The 17,608-nt window shown below is 47.8% G+C and carries 12 protein-coding genes and 1 other annotated feature (1 of these 13 only partly in view); of the genes, 3 read left to right on the top strand and 9 right to left on the bottom strand.

Features of this window, described 5'->3' with window-relative positions:
- The 8 genes from GPK90_RS19240 to GPK90_RS17165 all read right to left on the bottom strand — a co-directional run.
- Positions 1 to 431: response regulator transcription factor (locus GPK90_RS19240; RefSeq protein ID WP_252197567.1), on the bottom strand; the 431-nt coding region annotated here is incomplete at its 3' end.
- Between the two features lie 211 nt (positions 432 to 642).
- Positions 643 to 771, bottom strand: coding sequence for a helix-turn-helix domain-containing protein (locus GPK90_RS17195; protein WP_346011297.1), 129 nt, complete (start codon positions 769 to 771; stop codon positions 643 to 645).
- Between the two features lie 216 nt (positions 772 to 987).
- Positions 988 to 5,463 carry a coiled-coil domain-containing protein gene (locus GPK90_RS17190; protein WP_215703535.1) on the bottom strand — a complete coding sequence of 1,492 codons (4,476 nt, stop codon included), beginning with the start codon at positions 5,461 to 5,463 and terminating at the stop codon, positions 988 to 990.
- Positions 5,456 to 6,202: a DUF6063 family protein gene (locus tag GPK90_RS17185; protein ID WP_118532332.1), complete on the bottom strand. Its 747-nt coding sequence runs from the start codon at positions 6,200 to 6,202 to the stop codon at positions 5,456 to 5,458. Before GPK90_RS17185 ends, GPK90_RS17190 begins: the two co-directional genes overlap by 8 nt.
- 3 nt (positions 6,203 to 6,205) lie before the next feature.
- A complete protein-coding gene (locus GPK90_RS17180; protein ID WP_118606767.1) occupies positions 6,206 to 7,816 on the bottom strand; it encodes a hypothetical protein in 1,611 nt (536 codons plus the stop codon).
- 59 nt (positions 7,817 to 7,875) lie between these two features.
- On the bottom strand, positions 7,876 to 8,895 hold the full coding sequence (locus GPK90_RS17175) for a Wadjet anti-phage system protein JetD domain-containing protein (RefSeq protein WP_215703534.1): 1,020 nt from the start codon (positions 8,893 to 8,895) through the stop codon (positions 7,876 to 7,878).
- 297 nt (positions 8,896 to 9,192) lie between these two features.
- A complete protein-coding gene (locus GPK90_RS17170) occupies positions 9,193 to 9,513 on the bottom strand; it encodes a nucleotide pyrophosphohydrolase (RefSeq protein WP_215703533.1) in 321 nt (106 codons plus the stop codon).
- A 39-nt stretch (positions 9,514 to 9,552) separates the two neighbouring features.
- Complete coding sequence (locus GPK90_RS17165) at positions 9,553 to 10,989, bottom strand: amidohydrolase (protein WP_215703532.1); 1,437 nt, start codon at positions 10,987 to 10,989, stop codon at positions 9,553 to 9,555.
- A 220-nt stretch (positions 10,990 to 11,209) separates the two neighbouring features.
- Between GPK90_RS17165 and GPK90_RS17160 the strand changes: the two genes are divergently transcribed.
- The gene (locus GPK90_RS17160) at positions 11,210 to 12,157 is read left to right on the top strand and encodes a LysR family transcriptional regulator (protein ID WP_215703531.1); all 948 of its coding nucleotides are present in this window, start codon (positions 11,210 to 11,212) and stop codon (positions 12,155 to 12,157) included.
- A gap of 216 nt (positions 12,158 to 12,373) precedes the next feature.
- On the opposite strand, the gene GPK90_RS17155 is transcribed toward GPK90_RS17160, so the two are convergent.
- On the bottom strand, positions 12,374 to 14,110 hold the full coding sequence (locus tag GPK90_RS17155) for a phospho-sugar mutase (protein ID WP_118515212.1): 1,737 nt from the start codon (positions 14,108 to 14,110) through the stop codon (positions 12,374 to 12,376).
- A gap of 296 nt (positions 14,111 to 14,406) precedes the next feature.
- Here GPK90_RS17155 and GPK90_RS17150 point away from each other — a divergent pair, with 296 nt between their 5' ends.
- Positions 14,407 to 15,729: an acetyl-CoA hydrolase/transferase family protein gene (locus tag GPK90_RS17150; RefSeq protein WP_215703530.1), complete on the top strand. Its 1,323-nt coding sequence runs from the start codon at positions 14,407 to 14,409 to the stop codon at positions 15,727 to 15,729.
- 267 nt (positions 15,730 to 15,996) lie between these two features.
- The gene (locus GPK90_RS17145; RefSeq protein ID WP_215703529.1) at positions 15,997 to 17,331 is read left to right on the top strand and encodes a sensor histidine kinase; all 1,335 of its coding nucleotides are present in this window, start codon (positions 15,997 to 15,999) and stop codon (positions 17,329 to 17,331) included.
- Between the two features lie 130 nt (positions 17,332 to 17,461).
- Positions 17,462 to 17,608 (top strand) — a binding site (T-box leader) (it continues 92 nt past the right edge of the window).

Raw genomic sequence — 17,608 nt, 5'->3', positions numbered from 1 at the left:
GCCGTCTGCTCCGAGAAGTCCAGAAACAGCCGCCCGTCGTCGTAAATGTCCTTGGCCGGTTTGTGGTGTTCCAGCATGGCGAACATGGCTTTGATTTTCCGCTGCAAGGCCCCGATCACAAAGGGCTTTGTGATGTAGTCCACCGCGCCCACCTCATAACCCCGTATCTGGTCGCTCTCCTGATCGTTGGCGGTCAGGAAAATCACGATGGTATCCGGGTGCTGGGGCTTTATCAGCTTGCACAGTTCAAAACCGTTCCCGTCCGGCAGGTTGATGTCCAGCAGCACTAAATTAAATTCCCGCTGGCGGATGGCGTCGGCTGCGGTTCTGGCATTTAGGGCAGAAGTCACGCCGTAGCCGTCTGCGGTCAGGTTATAGTCTAACATCTTATTCAAAAAACTGTCGTCCTCGACAATTAAAATCTGCTCCATATTCTCACTTCCTTTGCTTTTTGCAGATAGTATAACAGGCAAATGTCCGAGAATTGTTACAAGGACAAATATATTTATCATTTTACAGCTTTTTTATGTGTACTGCAATTTTATAAAAGAAAGGACAGCAGTATCATCAAATTGCTGTCCTTGCGGTTTATTATAGCTGGTAGTGTATAAGCGTGGGTTCATCATATTTGGTGTGGTATCTTTAACTATGGGAAACTCCGTTTTCCCATCGGGACACCGCCTGCCTCGTGACCATGACCTTCGCAGCCAGTTCGTCCTGAGATAAACTCTTTTTTGTCCGCAGTCCAAAAATAACGTCCTTTGTCTCCATTTCGTGCACCTCCGTTACCAGTATCATAACAGAAAACCGATACTACGGAAAGCAACGCGCTGTTTCCTACTCCTCAGCCTCCATATCAAACAGTTCCAGTACACACGCCCTTTTCGCCTGTGTACTGGAACTGGATTTTGCCGATGCTTCGCATCCTGAATCGGAAAAATCTGCTGCCGCGACAGTATCATACGGAATTTTCAGTGCAGAAAATCCCTACCCTTCAAAATCCATATCAAACATACTTATCTGTTCCATCTTGAAGTCTGATAATACCATCCTTTTGGGATCATCGCCTTTCACGTGGGTCACGTCAACTCTCTGCACTCCATTTCGGATGCTGGATTCGATGAGTTTCAGTACATAGATGTTGTCAAACCGGTTATAGATGGAATCGCCTCCGAGCCCAGAAAGGCAGATCAGCTGCGTGTTCGTCTTTTTCGCCATCTCGATCAGCGGTTTCAGAAGATGTTCCGCGTTTGTCTGCGCAAACGGGTTGTCCATGATTAGGACCTTTCCTTCCTCGCCGGAATTAAAGATGTCGGTCTCATCCCGCCTCATATAGCTTAAGAGACAGGTCAGGATCACAAATGCGGACAGGAAACCTTCGCCGCCGGAGTTTGCCGATACCTCGGACCAGGAGATCGCAACCTCCCGTTCCGCCTCGATTTTATACAACCGGATCTTCACATTCTGGATTCCTACGATGTCATCATACAGCTTTTTCGTCGTGATCACCCGTCCCAGGAACTCCGTCAGATTTTCATTCTTCTCGATCGTCTCGATTCCCATTTTCACCACATGTTCAAAATAATCATGCAGCTTCAGGCGGAAATGCTCTTTTTCCGTCTCCCAGTCCGGTACCTGGATTCGCAGCATTTTGAGGCTTCTGCCGCGCACAGAGATCGTAGAATTTTTGTCAATCATGCCGATATTCGCATTGATCTGCTCAATGTATTCCAGGAACATCATTTCCAGATTTTTCTGCTCATCATCGATATGCGCAAGGTCGATCTTCAGTTTTTCCAGCTGATTTTCGTATGCCTGGCGGTTCAGCTCAAACTGACGGGACAGATTCTGCGGACTGGCAGTCTGCGAGAGCAGGCTGTCAAACGTTTTCCTGAAATAATCATCCGCGTACTCTTTACCGGACGCAATCTCGCGGATCATTTCTGACATGCTGAGTCTGCATTGATCCAGAGCTTTGGAAATCTCCGCCATTTTTCTGCGAATCTCTTTCTGATACGTTTTAACAGCCTCGATCTCCGCATTTCGGATATCCGGAATCTGTGCCTGGATGGCAGTCAAGGCATCCTCTTGCCCCTCTTCTGTCTGCGTGAGCATTTCAGCTTCCGGAAGCATCTCATCCTCATATTCCGCTACAACCGCAACCTGTGCAGACAGCTGGATATTTCTCTCCTGAAGACGCGACTGCTTCTGCAGCTCTGTCCTGAGATCATATTCTTGTAAATTCCAGCGTTCTTTAAAGTTTATGTCTGTAATCGTCTTTCGATCGACCGGCTGATCAAATCCCGTTTCCTTTTTCAGGTTTTTCATATTGGTCTCGATCTGATGTTTCAAAACACCCAGTTGTTCTCCCAGACTGACATTCTTTTCAACTGCCTGATTCAGCTCTTTTTCTGTCTGCTTTTTCTGACATTTCCAGCTGTCATACTGTTCTTCCGGGCAGATCAGTTCCCGGTACTCCTCCTCCGGAATCCGGCTGTCCTCATTTTTCTTTTGAATATCTTTCTTTTTCCCCTGGATTCTTCCGATCCAGTCATTCTGCGCTTTTCGAAGTTCATCGACACTATCCGATATTTCTTTCGTCAGTGCATAATATCTCGCTTCCAGTTCTGCCGGATCCGCAGATTCCTGACCGGTACGTTCATGATTTCCGGCTGTTTCAGCAAAAGTTTCAAATTTTTCTTTTTGTTTCTGCACACGGTCGATCTGCTCCGAAATTTCCTTCACCAGCGCCCGGAGTCCAATCTCCTGTTCCTGAAGCTCTATCATTCTGATCTTAAGAGCACTTTCTTTCGCCGTCAATTCTGTATTTTCCTTGTTCAGGCGTTCCAGACTCATCCGCTCTGTCTCGTACTGCTCATATTTTTTGCAGAGAATATCAAACTGGTGCTTCTCCCTGTTCAGCTTATCGATCTGCCGTTTCACCGTCTCCGCAAGCTTTTTCGTCTCTTCTTTTTCTTCATCCAGTCTGCCCTGCTCCCGCCGGATCTCCTGGAGACGTTCTTTCACTGATTCACTCTCTTTTTTCTGATCCGTAATCTCTTTTTCTGTCTGCTGATACAAAGTGGTACTGAACGTCTGACTTTCAATTTTACTCCTATAGTTTCGGTAGGTTTCCAGGTCCGATTCCTTGTCCCCGATTGACTTTTTCAGACTTTCAATCTTCCTCCTGATCGTCTCCAGAATCTTTTCCAGCTCCTCCCGATCAAGAAGATGTGTATTGAACATGACATAAAAATGCACATTTCCATAGACTGCAAATCTCGCATCCACAGATTGCCGCTCCTGTTCCAGTTCGTCTTTTATGATGATCGGGATCGGAAAGCTCGTATACAGTTCCTCCTCATTCTTTCTGAACCGTTCAAAATCCGCCCGCTCCATCACAACAGAATACGGAATAAACGGATTTTTCTTTACAAGCTCCGCATTCTCTGCCGCCGTCCGTCCGTTTTTCGTGAGCCATTCCATTCCGTATACCGGGTCGATTCCGTTCTGTTCCAGGTAGGTCCTGATATTTTCCGGAAGCTCTGTCGTTTTTCCTTCCTTCAGCTGCCGGAGCTGTTTCTCCTGAGCGGCTTTTTTCTGGATCAGACTGTCTCTTTCCATGTCCAGCTCTTTCATCTTTCCGTCCAGCTGATCCAGAATCAGATTTTTCTGATCCATATGGGCTTCATCCATGCCGACATACTTCATGATTCTCAGGCGTTCATTCTTCTGTTTCTCCAGATCCAGAAGTTTCTTAGAAAGACTGTCCAGCTGATGTGCGAGATCGTTGGCTTTTAAATTTCCATCCACTATTTCCCGGGAAAGTCTTTTTTGTGTCTGTTCCTGCTCGAGAAGTTTTCCGGCATATTTTGCCGATTCATTTTTCTTTTCCTGATGCCCTGCTTCCATTTCTTTCCGAAAAATCTCCAGTGCACCATCCACATAAAGACCTACGATATTTCGTCTCAGATCTGCACTGAATTCTCTGTTAAAGGTGTCTTCCACCTCATCAAAGCTTTTCACTCTTGAAGTCAATGCACCGATATCTACGCCTAATTTTCGGATCTTCTGCTCATTTTCACCGAATTCCTTCTCTACTTCCTTTTTCGTATTTTCAGTCTCGACACGATTTTCTTCTTCCCGCTTCTTCTGTTTCTCCAGCTTCTCTGCCTTCCCGGAATACAGCGCATACAGCTGACTTCCGATCTTTCCGATCTCATCCTTTGATTCTTCCGTCTTCTGTAAAAGCACCTGCAGCTTTGCATCTACCTCGGCCTTCTGACGTTCAAAATCCTTTAATTCCTGATAGAGCTTATGAAGATCATACCGGTCGATCTCCCGTGTCAACTGATTTTTCCGATAGGTCAGCTCTGTGATCGCCGTCTCCTGCTGCGTTCTCTTCGCAAGGAGTGCTGTCTTCCGGTCCTCATCAATGTAAATTCCATATGAGAGCTTCTCATAAACGATCCGTCTCTGTTCCCTTTTGATCTGGTCTATTTTCTCCTGTCCGGCAGCAATTTCCGTCTCCAGCCGCTTCAATTCTCTCTGCAGCGCCTTCACATAAAGGATCATCTCTGTTCTGAGAGCCGCTGCATCATGATCTTTCTGAACATAATCATCGATCTGGACTTTCAATGGCTTCGTGTCCTCAAAATACTGTTCAATGATCCCTTTCCGCTGAATTTTCGACTGATTACTCTTGTATTGTTCAATAAACTGGAACGCAAGTTTCCGGAACTCATCCGTCTTATTCTTTTCCTGGTTTAATTTATCTTCAATAGGGCGAAGGAACCAGTTTTCCACCAGATTCTTCTCATCTTTGGCATTCTGGAAAAGCTCTGAAAGTCCCGACTCCTTCTGGTTGACCTTTCGGATGATGCTCTCCCATTCTTTATTGTTGACCTGATACTCGCGAAGTTTATTAAAATACTGGCCTCTTCCATAGGAGCTGGTCATGTCATACAGCCGAAAGTTTCTCGACTCACTTTTACTGATCTCCTCCAACAGGTTTTTGCATTCAGAAAATCCCCTCAGGATCTTTTTGCTACCTTCCTGTCTGATGACCGGAAGATTCTCAATATCATAGCTGCAGGCTTTTGAATAATTGCCGGTAAAAGTGTACATTTCCAGCTCTTCCGCGTCATTGTCTTCCCGCTGGCTTTTCCTGACCATCATACCTGCCAGGAAACGATCGGCTTTATTATCCAGGATCCATTCTGTCATGATAAATGTCGGCCGGTTCGTCGTAAAATAGCTCTTAAACGGCCGGTCTCCGAAATCACGATATGAGCGGTTGACAAAAAGGCTCACAATCATCTGTACCAGCACGCTTTTTCCGCCGCCGTTTCTCAGGGAGATGAGTGTGTTCTGACCATTGAAGTCAAACATCTCGTCATCAATTTTGATGGTGTTATTGTTATAGTTCAGGTTTAAAATACGGATCCTCGCTATCTTACTCATATGTTTCCCCCAATGCCTCCATGATCCTTGCATAGTTTTCTTTATTCAGGATCTTATACTCCATCACATTGTCCAGCTTTGCCGTCGTCTTGATCATCTCATCTTCCCGGACGAAAACGATCAACCCTTGCCGATCGAGAAACTCACAGATAATGCTCACATAGCCTTCCTTTGTATACTTTGACCGGCTTCCCGTTTCCGCGCTTTTTAAGGACTCATAGGCCTCGCTCATACTCTTGTAATCCAGGACATTTTCATACATTTCTGTGTAAAGATTTGTTCCATCCTGTTCCCGCTCCTGTTCAAGCGCAAGTCCTGCTTTCAGACGCTCTGATACGAGATTCTGCAGCTCCCCGAGTTTTAAAAATTCCCTGGATTTACTGGTACTTCCCTGTCCGTCATAAAATTCCACCAACAGCGTCAGGATTACGAACTGTGCCAGATAATAATCCCGGTCTGTAGCATTCGGTTTACATAATTCTTTTTTCAGGTCTGCCTTCGTAAAACCGAGGTATTTATTGTCGATATCCGGCATCAGATAGATCGTCGTCCCGTACCGCTCGATTCTGCAGTCTGCAATTTCCGCCTGATTTTTCACGAGATTCATGATCTCTTCATGTTCCACATACGCGCGATACAGATCATTGACTTCCGCATCCAGGTCACTCAGTGCCCCGTGGCACAAAAGATAATAAAATATTTTCTGGCTGTATGTGATCATCTCTGCTTCGTATGCCATCTTCTATCTCTCCTCATACCGGAATCCCACGTTGGAACATCTGAAATTTCTTCTGTTTCCGTTTTCATCCATTACATTCTTAAAGTACACATGCGCACTGTCTTCCATCGGGAAAATAAACATCTTTCCGATTTTCCGGAATTCCCGGTCTTCCATCAGACCAAGTAACATCTCATTCAGTACAAACCCATCTGACGCATCCATGAGATAATCCGATTGTTCATTTTGAAGTGCTCCGATATCGATTGTGCCCGCTGTCAGGAATTCGATGATCACCTCGCGAAAAATCTCTGCAGTCGGAAGAAGCTGTGTCCGTTCTTCTTCTGTACACACCGTATTTAAGATTTCCAGCGTCATTTCTTTATATTTGAGAAGCTGTTCCAGGATTCCCTTCACACAGCCCTCATATTTTTTCATCCGTTCTTTCCTGCGCTCTTCTTTCTCCCGGTTGTACTCCTCTTCATCAAAATCCAGCTCCACGGTCTCGTCTTCCACATCCGCTTTTTTTAACTTTTTCTGATATTCCAGCATTTTCTCCGGATTAAAGATCTTCCCCACCCGTCCGGTAAATAACGGACTAAAAATTTTATCAACATTTTTCAGGAGCGAGACATCTTTTAATACCTTATCATACACATCACTCCGGAACGGAAACCGCTGGACCAGTGTCATGTTCGAGTAATTTTCCAGCTCTTCATCATATAATTTCTTCAGATCAAAATGCTGACCGAGGATTCTCTGGTGTTCATCCAGAGTCTGCGTCAGATATCTTCCGATCACACGAAGATTGTTCAGGTTGCCCTTTTCTTTTTCCGTGAATGTTTCCGCATTCATCTGTTTTTCTTCAAATTCTTCAATTTTCTCGTCGATAAACTGCCTGTGAAGATTGAATTTTTCTCTTGTCTCGACTACAGTGTTGATGTTGTCCTCCACCAGCTGCCCATATTCTTCTACTGAATAAGCCAACGCATTTCTCCGGACCGACAGGATTGCCTCCTCGATCTTCTGGCTCTGTTTTCTAAGCTGACTGAAGATATTTTTGATATCTTCCACAGCCCTGTTATAATCTGCCTTTTCCAGATGCAGCTTAAAGAGCATTTCATGGACCGAAAGTTTCAGATTATTTTCCATTTCCATCGTGGAGAGCATCATATTGTAACCCTCGTCCGTCAGGTAATAGGATGTTCTTCTGACGCCACTCTCCAGATACACGACCTTGTTGTCGATATAACGGATGTTGATTTCCTTATATGTCCGTTTTTCATAGTCAAAAGCCTTAAAATACATGGAAGAACCGCTGTTTCCAAGGATATCCTCCACCATAAATCTCGCAAAGTCCCGACTCTGCTCAAAGCTCAGCTTTTTCGCATGGTACTCGTAACTGATGTCCTCCACGAACGCCGCAATATCGTCCATCGTGCAGTTTTCTTCCCGCAAAGAATACTCCATGATAAAAAGCAGCAGTGTAAACAACATATTCATCTGCTCATCCCGCGTCTCTATGCCGTAATCCTTCCACTGCTGCTTTCCAAAGCTGTTGCTGCAGAGCAACGCATACCTCCCGACAAATTTCATTCGCTGCTCAAAATTCTTTAAAAAATCTTTCTCGATCATCTTTTATCACCAGTTTTGTTCATTTATCATAACCTTTCCGTATCTCTTCTGTCGGTTGGCTACCAGTCATGCTCATTTAGAATTTCCTGTGGAATATATTTTCCTGCTGACAGGATTTCATGGATCTGTCTCCTTCTCTCCTCATCAAACACATCCAGAAATACCGTTCCAATATTCGAATTCTGCTTTTCCTTCATGTCAGGAAGAGCTGAAAAACCAATCTGAAGCGCCTTATCCAGCATCGCCTCGTATGCTTTCCGGAAAAGTTGGATCATTTCGGCACTGCCATTTCCCTGCCTGTCCCATTGGTACTCTTTCTGCTCCAGAAGATGTTCATAGATCAGAATCCCCTCATAATCAAGATCTCCTAAATAGAACAATTCATTATCCCCAAGGAAATAGGATTCTGCCCCATTCACATAATCCGCAAACGTCTTCCAGATTCCTTTTCCTGCCCCGTAGATCACAGTACCAAACTGTTTTCCAAGGATCCGGTCATGCCCCGCATTCATACAGCGCCGGATATCAAAAAATGTGTCTTTATTCTCCACGATCAGAATGTTCTGAGGGGTCTGTTTGGACCGGGAATAATAAGAGAGCGGCTCAGAAGTCTCATAAAATGCCAGCTGTTCCCGACTGATCCCAATTTTCCTGCAAAATTCGAGACCGCCCTCTCTCTGGAAAAACTTTTCCCGACGGAAGATCTCGAAGCTCCGCTCATTCATCGTCTCCTCGATATCAAGCAGTTTGGAATGATCTTTCAAATAATCACTCAGAATCTGAAGTTTCTCCTTGTCCGTCTCATAGCATTCCGGATGGTTCCTGTAATAGGAAGTATTGATCAGAGGATGATACTTATACTTCAGTTCCTCATAGATATCCGTATAATCCGGTTTGTCTTCATATTTCCAGAAGCTGAGCGGAAGCGCCGGTCTCCGGCCGTTGCTCTTCGCATTTTTCATCGGAACAAGCTCGTCTCTCCTGATCAGCTCCATCACATATGTATAGAATTTCTGATAGTCTTCCGACTCCGGATACTCATTGAGCAGGTCCTGCAGGTATACTTTGTGTTTCTTCATTCAGAGATTCCTTTGCATTTTTCTTTCCATATTTTCTGAATCCATCACCATCTGCCCGATCGGGTTATCCGCAGATTCGCAGGATCCTATGGATATTTTCCATATGTTTGACTTTCTGTACCTCTTTGAGACACAGTATATCACATTAGGTGTCCTATAATTTGGTCTTGCATATCGAAAGCAAAAAATTTATCAGATTTCTTTCTCCATCCACTTCTCAATCTTCCCCACAACTCCAAGATCCGCCGGCAGCCAATCCACGCTGTATGGCTGCCCTGCAGCATTCTTCTCTAGTCCCTACAACTGATCATACTTCGCAGACTTCCCCCGCGCCTTTTCCACCGGATACTTTTTCTCATTCATCCCCATTTTCATATTCACGATCTCATCTGCATCCAGCCCCAGCTTGTCTAAAAGGTTCTGTGAGTAGACGATCACATCTGCCAGCTCTTCTTTCACATGCTGAAGATCATACTCCTCATCACTCCACTGAAAGCATTCCAGAAGTTCTGCTGCCTCAATGACAATGGATTTTGCCAGATTGGCAGCAGAATGGAACTGGTTCCAGTCGCGGTCATCGGTGAATTTTCGGATCCTGTCTATGGTTTCCTGTCTCATTGTATTGCTCCTCTATTTTCGATTGTGCACGCAGCTCCCTTAATCCTCCAGCCTCGGTCCGATCTCCTTCGGGATCGGGCATTCGTAGATGCCGTTTGTCTCGGCCAGCCATTCGTCGTGGGCTTTCTTTAAGATTTCCGGGCTTTCCATGGTCTTTAAGGCGGCCAATGCTATGGCCTCACCCGCATTTAACATTGCCTTGTGGGCGATCTCCGTGTTGCCGTGTGCGGTCATCTGCCAGGTGTGGGCGGCAGTGCCGAGAGTCGCTGTCGCCGTGGTACACATCGCCGTTGGGATCACATAGCTGGCATCGCCGACGTCGGTGGAACCCGCCTGGACCTTTCCAGTCCATACAAGCGGAGAGATCTGGGTGTGGAGCGGGCGGGCTTCGATCTCATCCAGATGATCTGCACCAAAGAGTTTCCGCAGGGACGCTCGCTTTGCCTCCAGTTCCTCCGGCGTCGCGGTCTCATGGAAGAATCTGGATGCCAGCGCAAAATCCGCCTCATCGTAAGCCGGAGCGCCGATCTCCTCCATGGACTCATGAAGAACTTCCGAGAGTACATGGTTCGGGATGTAATCGGAAAGGCCTGCATAGAGCTCATATGTCATCTCAGTCCCTGTCATCTTTGCAGCGCCTTCTGCCACATCAACCACACGCCTGTAGATTTCCTTTACCTGCCAGGACTTTGGCGCGCGGATGAAATAGTGAACGCGGCTGTGTCCCTGGACAACATTCGGGGCGATTCCTCCGACATCACGGTACGCGTAGTGGACCCTCGCGTCAGAGATGATATGTTCCCGAAGATAATTGACGCCGACGCTCATGAGTTCCGCCGCATCCAGCGCAGATCTTCCGAGTTCCGGAGCTGCCGCTGCATGGGAGGTCACACCTTTGAAGTTAAAGAAGACGCTGACATTCGCCAGAGTGGACTCCGACCAGATTTCGTTCTTATCGCCCGGATGCCAGGTGAACGCCGCATCCACGCCGTCAAAGATTCCCTCTCTTGCCATGATCGCCTTGCCGTCGCCTTTTTCCTCGCTCGGGCATCCAAAAAGGACCACGCTTCCCGCTTCCGGATGCTCCTCAAGATACGCTTTCACTGCAAGCGCTGCCGCCATGGCTCCCGCACCGAGCAGGTTGTGGCCGCAGCCATGTCCGTCCGGGTTCTCCCCTTCGGCTTTCTTTCTCATCGTGCAGCCGCCTTCCTGGGACAGCTCCGGAAGAGCGTCATATTCCGCTAAAAATCCGATCACCGGCTTTTCTGTTCCATATGTAGCTTTAAATGCCGTCGGCATGCCGCCGACTCCCATTTCCACCTGGAATCCTTCTTTTTTCAGAACATCCTCGTAGAGTTTTGCGGTCTTAAATTCATGAAAGCCTGTCTCCGCATAATCAAAAATTTTGTCACTCACCTCGACGATCAGGTCTTTTTTGTCCGCAACTGCTTTTAAAACAAATTCTTTTTTATCCATCGCTTCTGTCCGGAATCCGGATCTTCCTTTCATTATTTTTTTGTCTGACTGCTCTTCACGAGCAAAAATTTTTCAAGTCGTATTTCCATCTGTTGCAGCGGTAGCAGCAGACTTTACTGCTGACTTTCCACATCTCTCCTGTTTGACAGATTCATTGTTTTCATATAGACTTAATTATACTATTTTTATGATTTTTTTACAACAAAGGAGCTACCTCCAAATGAACCTTCAAAACATGCAATATCTCCTCGAGATCTCCGACTCCGGCTCTCTATCGGCGGCCGCAAAGCGGCTGTCTGTGACCCAGCCGTACCTGAGTAAAGTTCTCCGTGAGACAGAAAAAGAATACGGGATCACGATCTTTACCCGCGGAAAAACAGGGATCATCCCGACGGAATCCGGACGTCTGTTTCTCGATATGAGCCGGGATCTCCTTGAACATGCAGAGCAGTTCCGCCAGACATTCCGGGAGCACCTGGACTCCTGCCGTCTTCGGATTGCTGCAGACTGCTGTTTTCCCGAGAATGATGCCCTGAGTAAGACGATCCATGCCTTTTCTGATCAGCACGATCGGACATTCCGCCTTTTTTACCGCGAGCTGGCAGGACACGAAGTCATCCGGGAACTCGATGCCGGACATGCAGATATCGGTTTCATCGTGTATCCGGAATCCCAAAACGAAAAGGTACAGGAGCTTCTGGCTCTTCACAGTCTGGAAGAACAGATCCTGTTTCACTCTTCCCTTCAGCTTTTCTGCCGGAATGCCCATCCGGTTCTGAAGGATCCAAATGCACTGACTCCGGAGCTTTTCGATCAATACAGTTTTGTTCTGCATTCCGCCGAAGCGGCATCCCAGATTTCTGCAGAAAGCAGCATTCTGAACGGAATCCAGTCTCTTATCCGTCAGGATCAGCTCTCCGGGATTACCTATGTGAACAGCCGTGCTTCTTTTTACAGCATCGTCGAGCAGACGGATTCTATCGGGATCGGCATTGCTCCGCTTCATGACCGTGAAAATTCCCCTGAGATCACCGCGCTTCCGGTTCCGGAGTGGTTGTGGCCCGAGAGCGGGCACGATCGTGAGCTTGTTGCTTCCTGCATCTTCCGCAATCGTGTACGCCTCTCCCCGGCAGCCCAGATGTACCTTGCTGAACTCTCCCGCCTGTAAAGGAAACAAAGCCTGGCACCTTCGCGTACCGGGTGCAGTCGTTTGCGATAAAAAAGCTCCCGAAAAGAACCACATCATATCTATAACATGCGGTTCCCATCCGGGAGCTTTTCCTTTCTGCCCAAGTCTCTCTGCTTTTCACAGCCAGATCCTCAGGCACTCGATCTTAATTGTTTCGCAGCATCTTCCCTGCGCTTATCCCCACCCTATGGGATCTTACATCATCTTATCCACCATGCCCATCAGCTCATCACCGACGGCTTTGGACTTCGCCTCAGCATCATCAAGGGAGGTTCCCTTAACGCCATAGTAGAATTTGATCTTCGGCTCGGTTCCGGACGGACGGATGCAGAGCCATGCGCCGTCGTTCATATCATAGTAAAGAACATTGGACTCCGGAAGACCTGTCTCCTTTACTTCGCCCGTCGCAACCTCTGTGATCGTGTTCTTCTTGTAGTCACGGACAGAAGTTACCTCGTAACCGCCAAGTGCCTTCGGCGGGTTCTTGCGGAAGTTCTCCATAATTTCCTGGATCTTCGCAAGTCCCTCAATTCCTTTTAAGCCGATGGATTTTACGGTATCCTTATAGTAACCATACTTCTCGTACATTGCGACCATCGCATCCCATAAGGTCATGCCCTTTTCCTTGTAGTAAGCGGCAGCCTCACAGAGAGCGGCAGTTGCGGAGATCGCGTCCTTATCACGGGCATATGTGCCGATCAGGCAGCCATAGCTCTCCTCCATACCGAACATATAGGTTCCCTTGCCGGTTGTCTCTTCTTTTAAGATCTGCTGACCGATATACTTGAAGCCGGTCAGAACCTCGACAAGCTTGCAGCCATAGTGTTTCGCAACGGCGTCAACTAGATTTGTGGTAACGATGGACTTTACGACCTCGCCGTCAGATGGGATCTTTCCTGCTGCCTGTTTCTGGCTTAACACATAGTCACATAACAGGGAGCCGGACATATTTCCGGTAAGCGGGATATATTCACCGGACTTTGTATCTTTTACATAGACACCGAGACGGTCTGCATCCGGGTCCGTTGCAAGAACAAGGTCCGCGTTCTTCTCCTTCGCAAGCTTTAAGCCAAGCTCAAATGCCTCGGCGGCTTCCGGGTTCGGGTAGCTTACGGTCGGGAAATCTCCGTTCGGAAGTTCCTGCTCCGGCACAACATAGACATTCTCGAAGCCGATCTCTTTCATAACGCGGCGGGCCGGGATATTTCCGGTTCCGTGAAGCGGTGTGTAGACGATCGTGATGTCTTTCTGCATGCGGTTGATCGCTTCCTGGTTGACTACCTGGGCTTTTACCTGGGCGATATATTTGTCATCGATCTCTTTTCCGATCACCTGGAATTTTCCGCTCTTTAACGCCTCTTCCTCGGTCGTCGTTTTCACGGTGGAGAGATCCTCGATCGCAAGAACTTCAGCCGTTACCCCTTTATCATGCGGCGGTGTGAACTGTGCGCCGTCCTCCCAGTATACCTTATATCCATTGTATTCCGGTGGGTTATGGCTCGCGGTGATGTTGATACCGGCGATGCAGCCTAACTCACGGACTGCGAAGGACAGTTCCGGTGTCGGGCGCAGGGATTCGAATTTATACGCCTTGATGCCGTTTGCGGCGAGTGTCATTGCAGCCTCCATGGCAAATTCCGGGGACATATGACGGGAGTCAAACGCGATCGCAACGCCCTTGTCTGCTCCGCCCTGTTTGATAATATAGTTGGCAAGTCCCTGAGTCGCGCGGCGGACTGTATAGATATTCATACGGTTGATTCCGGCACCGATGATTCCGCGAAGTCCTGCGGTACCAAACTCCAGATCCATATAGAAACGTTCCTTGATTTCGTTTTCATCGTTCGCGATTGCGCGAAGCTCTTCTTTCGTCTTTTCGTCAAAGTACGGATTGGCAAGCCATTCCTGGTAGATCTTCATGTAATCCTTCATGTTTTGACTCCCCTCATGCATTATTTTCTTTTGGCAGAAACGGTAATTTCTGCCGCCTGCAATATAAATTTATTATATTACATCTTGGACGAAAAATAAAGTTGTTTCCGATCCGAAATGTGAAGGATCGGATCATGCATTCAGAATAAAATATATTTTTTTCTGATATGATCCATATCCATTCAATATCATAACTCTCAATAATCTACTTGTTTCATACCGAAAAAACTCCTATAATGAACATATATGGTATCGTTCATGTTTTACCGAAAATATTATATAGTGAGGGATTACATATGGAAAATTTTAAAAGCAAATTTGTGACTGCAGAAGCTGCCGTTGCAGCTGCTGTAAAAGACGGTGACTGGGTCGACTATGGATTCGGCGGCGGATATCCGGAGCTTCTTGACAAGGCGCTCGCCGCAAGAAAAGGTCATTTAAAAGATGTGAAAGTTCGCGGCGGTCTCGTGATCCGTCCGCGCATCGAGGTTGTTGAGGCTGACCCGGAACAGGAAAGCTTCTCCTACTACAGCTGGCATATCGGTGACTATGAACGGAAACTCCAGACCCGTGGTCTCGTAAAATTCATGCCGGTGGTACTCCGCCTTCTCCCGACGCTCTACCGCCAGCGCTATATCCGGACAGATGTTGCCTTCGTCCCGGTATCTGCCCCGGATGAGAACGGCTACTGTGGTCTCGGCATCTCAAACTTCGCATGGAGAACCATGTTTGAGAGTGCAAGAACTGTGATCTTTGAGATCAATGAGCATTATCCGAAGCTTCAGGGTGTGGACGGTTCCCACCGTGTCCATCTCTCCGAGGCGGATTATATCGTAGAGGGCGAACATGAGCCGCTTCCGATAAGAACCTACAAGGCTCCGTCTGAGACAGATATCCAGATCGCAAAGCTCGTCGTAAACGAGATTCCGGACGGCGCGGTTCTATCTCTCGGCGTCGGCGGCGTTCCGTTCACTGTCGCGAACATGTTGGCGGAATCCGATCTCAGGGATCTCGGCTGCCATACCGGTACGATCAGCGATGCCTACTTAAACCTCTGGAAGGCGGGAAAGCTCACAAACGCAAAAAAAGAATTCGACACCGGTCTCTCCACATGGAACCTCGCAATGGGCTCTCAGGAGTTCTATGACTGGATCGCAGAAAATCCGAAGCTTTTCCACCCGGCTGATCTCGACTATGTCCATGATCCGCAGCGCATCGGAACCATGAAGAACGTCATCAGCATCAACGGCGGTGTACAGCTTGACCTTATGGGTCAGGAGAATGCAGAGTCCGCGGGAACCCGACAGCTCTCCGGCATCGGCGGTCAGATGGACTTCCTTGAGGGTGCCTACCGCTCCATCGGAGGAAAAGGATATATCTGCATCAACTCCGCGAGAAAGGCAAAGGACGGCACCTTAAAGTCCAACATCGTTCCGTTCATCCCGGGCGGCTCCACTGTCTCCGCACCGCGTACCATGATCCAGAGCGTTGCGACCGAGTATGGTATCGCAAATCTCTCCGGAAAGACCTTAAGAGAGCGCGCCGAGGCCATGATCGCGATCGCGCACCCGGATTTCAGGGATGAACTGGAACAGTATGCAAAAGAGGCGTTCCACTAAATAATAAAAAGTTCCATATTGAAAAAATCTGCGGCAGAATCCGATGATATTCCACTCACCGGATTTCTACCGCAGATTTTATCTCATCCATATAAGACTCCTGCCTCATTGACAAGGATCTACCTGATCCATTACAGACGTTTTTTCTGTGTATCCTAAAACTTCTCATCCCTGCACAAGATGTCAAAATCCTGCATGAGTTGTACTTTCAGGACAGTAAAACTTTGTTATAATGGAACATATAGAAACGAGAGGAGATTGTTGAGTATGAACAGCCCATTCTGGTCCCTTGTCATGCGGTATTTTCTGGAGTTTTTTTCCATGGTGCCCTGTGCGGTTCTCTGCTTTCTTCCGGTTCAGGACCGGCTCCGCATAAAACCGCTGAATATTTTTCTCACCGGTATCCCGCTCTCGATCCTCTGGGCTTTCGCCGGAGGCCTCGTCTGCGCAGACTTCGGGATTGCGAGAGACTTCTGGGTCCTGCCGTCCTTTATCCTGTTTGCGGTATTCTTCCATCGGGTCTGTGATCTCGCCCTCTGGAAGCCGTTCAGTATCCTGACCGCCGTCTGCGCGGTCTTCTCCTGCATCACAAACCTGACACTCGTCGCAGATGCCCTCATTGACCGGACGAACACCTCCGGTCTGTTCACGCTTCCGGGCGCGGGGATCCACCTGCTGCTCTCCGTTCTCATCGTGGTCATCGTATGGTATCCGGCAACCCATGCCGCGAAATGGCTGGTGGAAGATATCGAAATGGCGAAGACCTGGTATATATTCTGGGTATTCCCGGCGGCATTCTTTCTGCTGAACCGCCTGATTCGTCCGCGCTACTATGAGACGCTCTACACGAACCGGGTCATGAAGTTTTACCCGATTTTAATTCTGGCGCTCCTGACATTCCTCCTGCTCTTCTATTTTATGTTCTACCTGATGGCATCGGAGATGAACCAGAACACGAGACTTTTGAGGGAAAATGAGCTTTTGCAGCTCCAGAGCGCCCAGTACCGCAATCTCCAGCGCTCCATCGACGAGACGCGGATCGCCCGCCATGATCTCCGTCAGCATCTCACGGTTCTCTCAGGATACGCGGCGAACAAAGATCTTGACGCGATCTCAGACTATCTCGCGTCCTTCCGGAAACATATGATGCCGGAATGGCTGCCTTCTTACTGTGAAAATCAGGCCGTCAACGCGATCCTTAGCTACTACGCGCAGATTGCAGAAAAAGCCGGAACTGCTCTGGAGATCCAGGCACAGCTGGAAAAGAAAATACCGGTCCCGGAGCCGGAATTCTGCGTCCTTTTGGGAAATTTACTGGAAAACGCGGTGGACGCATGTCGGGAAAACGATGAAAGCGGCGCGATCAAGGTCCATATCCGCCAGACCGGCACCTCCCTCATAGCCATCACGGTGGACAATCCCTGCAGAAAGCCTCCTGTTCTTGAAGGAAAGCGTTTTCTCTCCACAAAGCACAGTGGCCCCGGCATAGGCACCCAGTCTATCCGTCTCATCGCTGAACGGCACCATGGAGATGCGCGGTTTGAATGGAAGAACGGGATGTTCTACGCATCAGTGATCTTAATTCCGTCTGCGGAGTCATGATAAAAACGATGAATGTTCCCGGGCAATTTCGATCGTCTGCTGTGATTTTTCAAACTATTTCGCTGTAATTTTTCAAATTTTTTCTTGACTATCTTACATTAAAGTAGTAAAATGATACCGTAAAAAATCGAAATACGCGTAGACGAAGAATAGTAGGCTGCAGGATTCCCCACAGAGAGCCGTGGTTGCTGGGAGCACGGTGGGATGAAACAGTTCGAACTCGCTTCTGAGCGGTTCCGCTGAACTTGAACGGTAGGCGGAAACGGGTTCTCCCGTT

Origin of the sequence: Clostridium sp. MCC344, from assembly GCF_018785365.1 — a bacterium.
Lineage (GTDB): Bacteria > Bacillota > Clostridia > Lachnospirales > Lachnospiraceae > Pilosibacter.
This window is presented reverse-complemented; position numbering and strand designations above follow the sequence as displayed.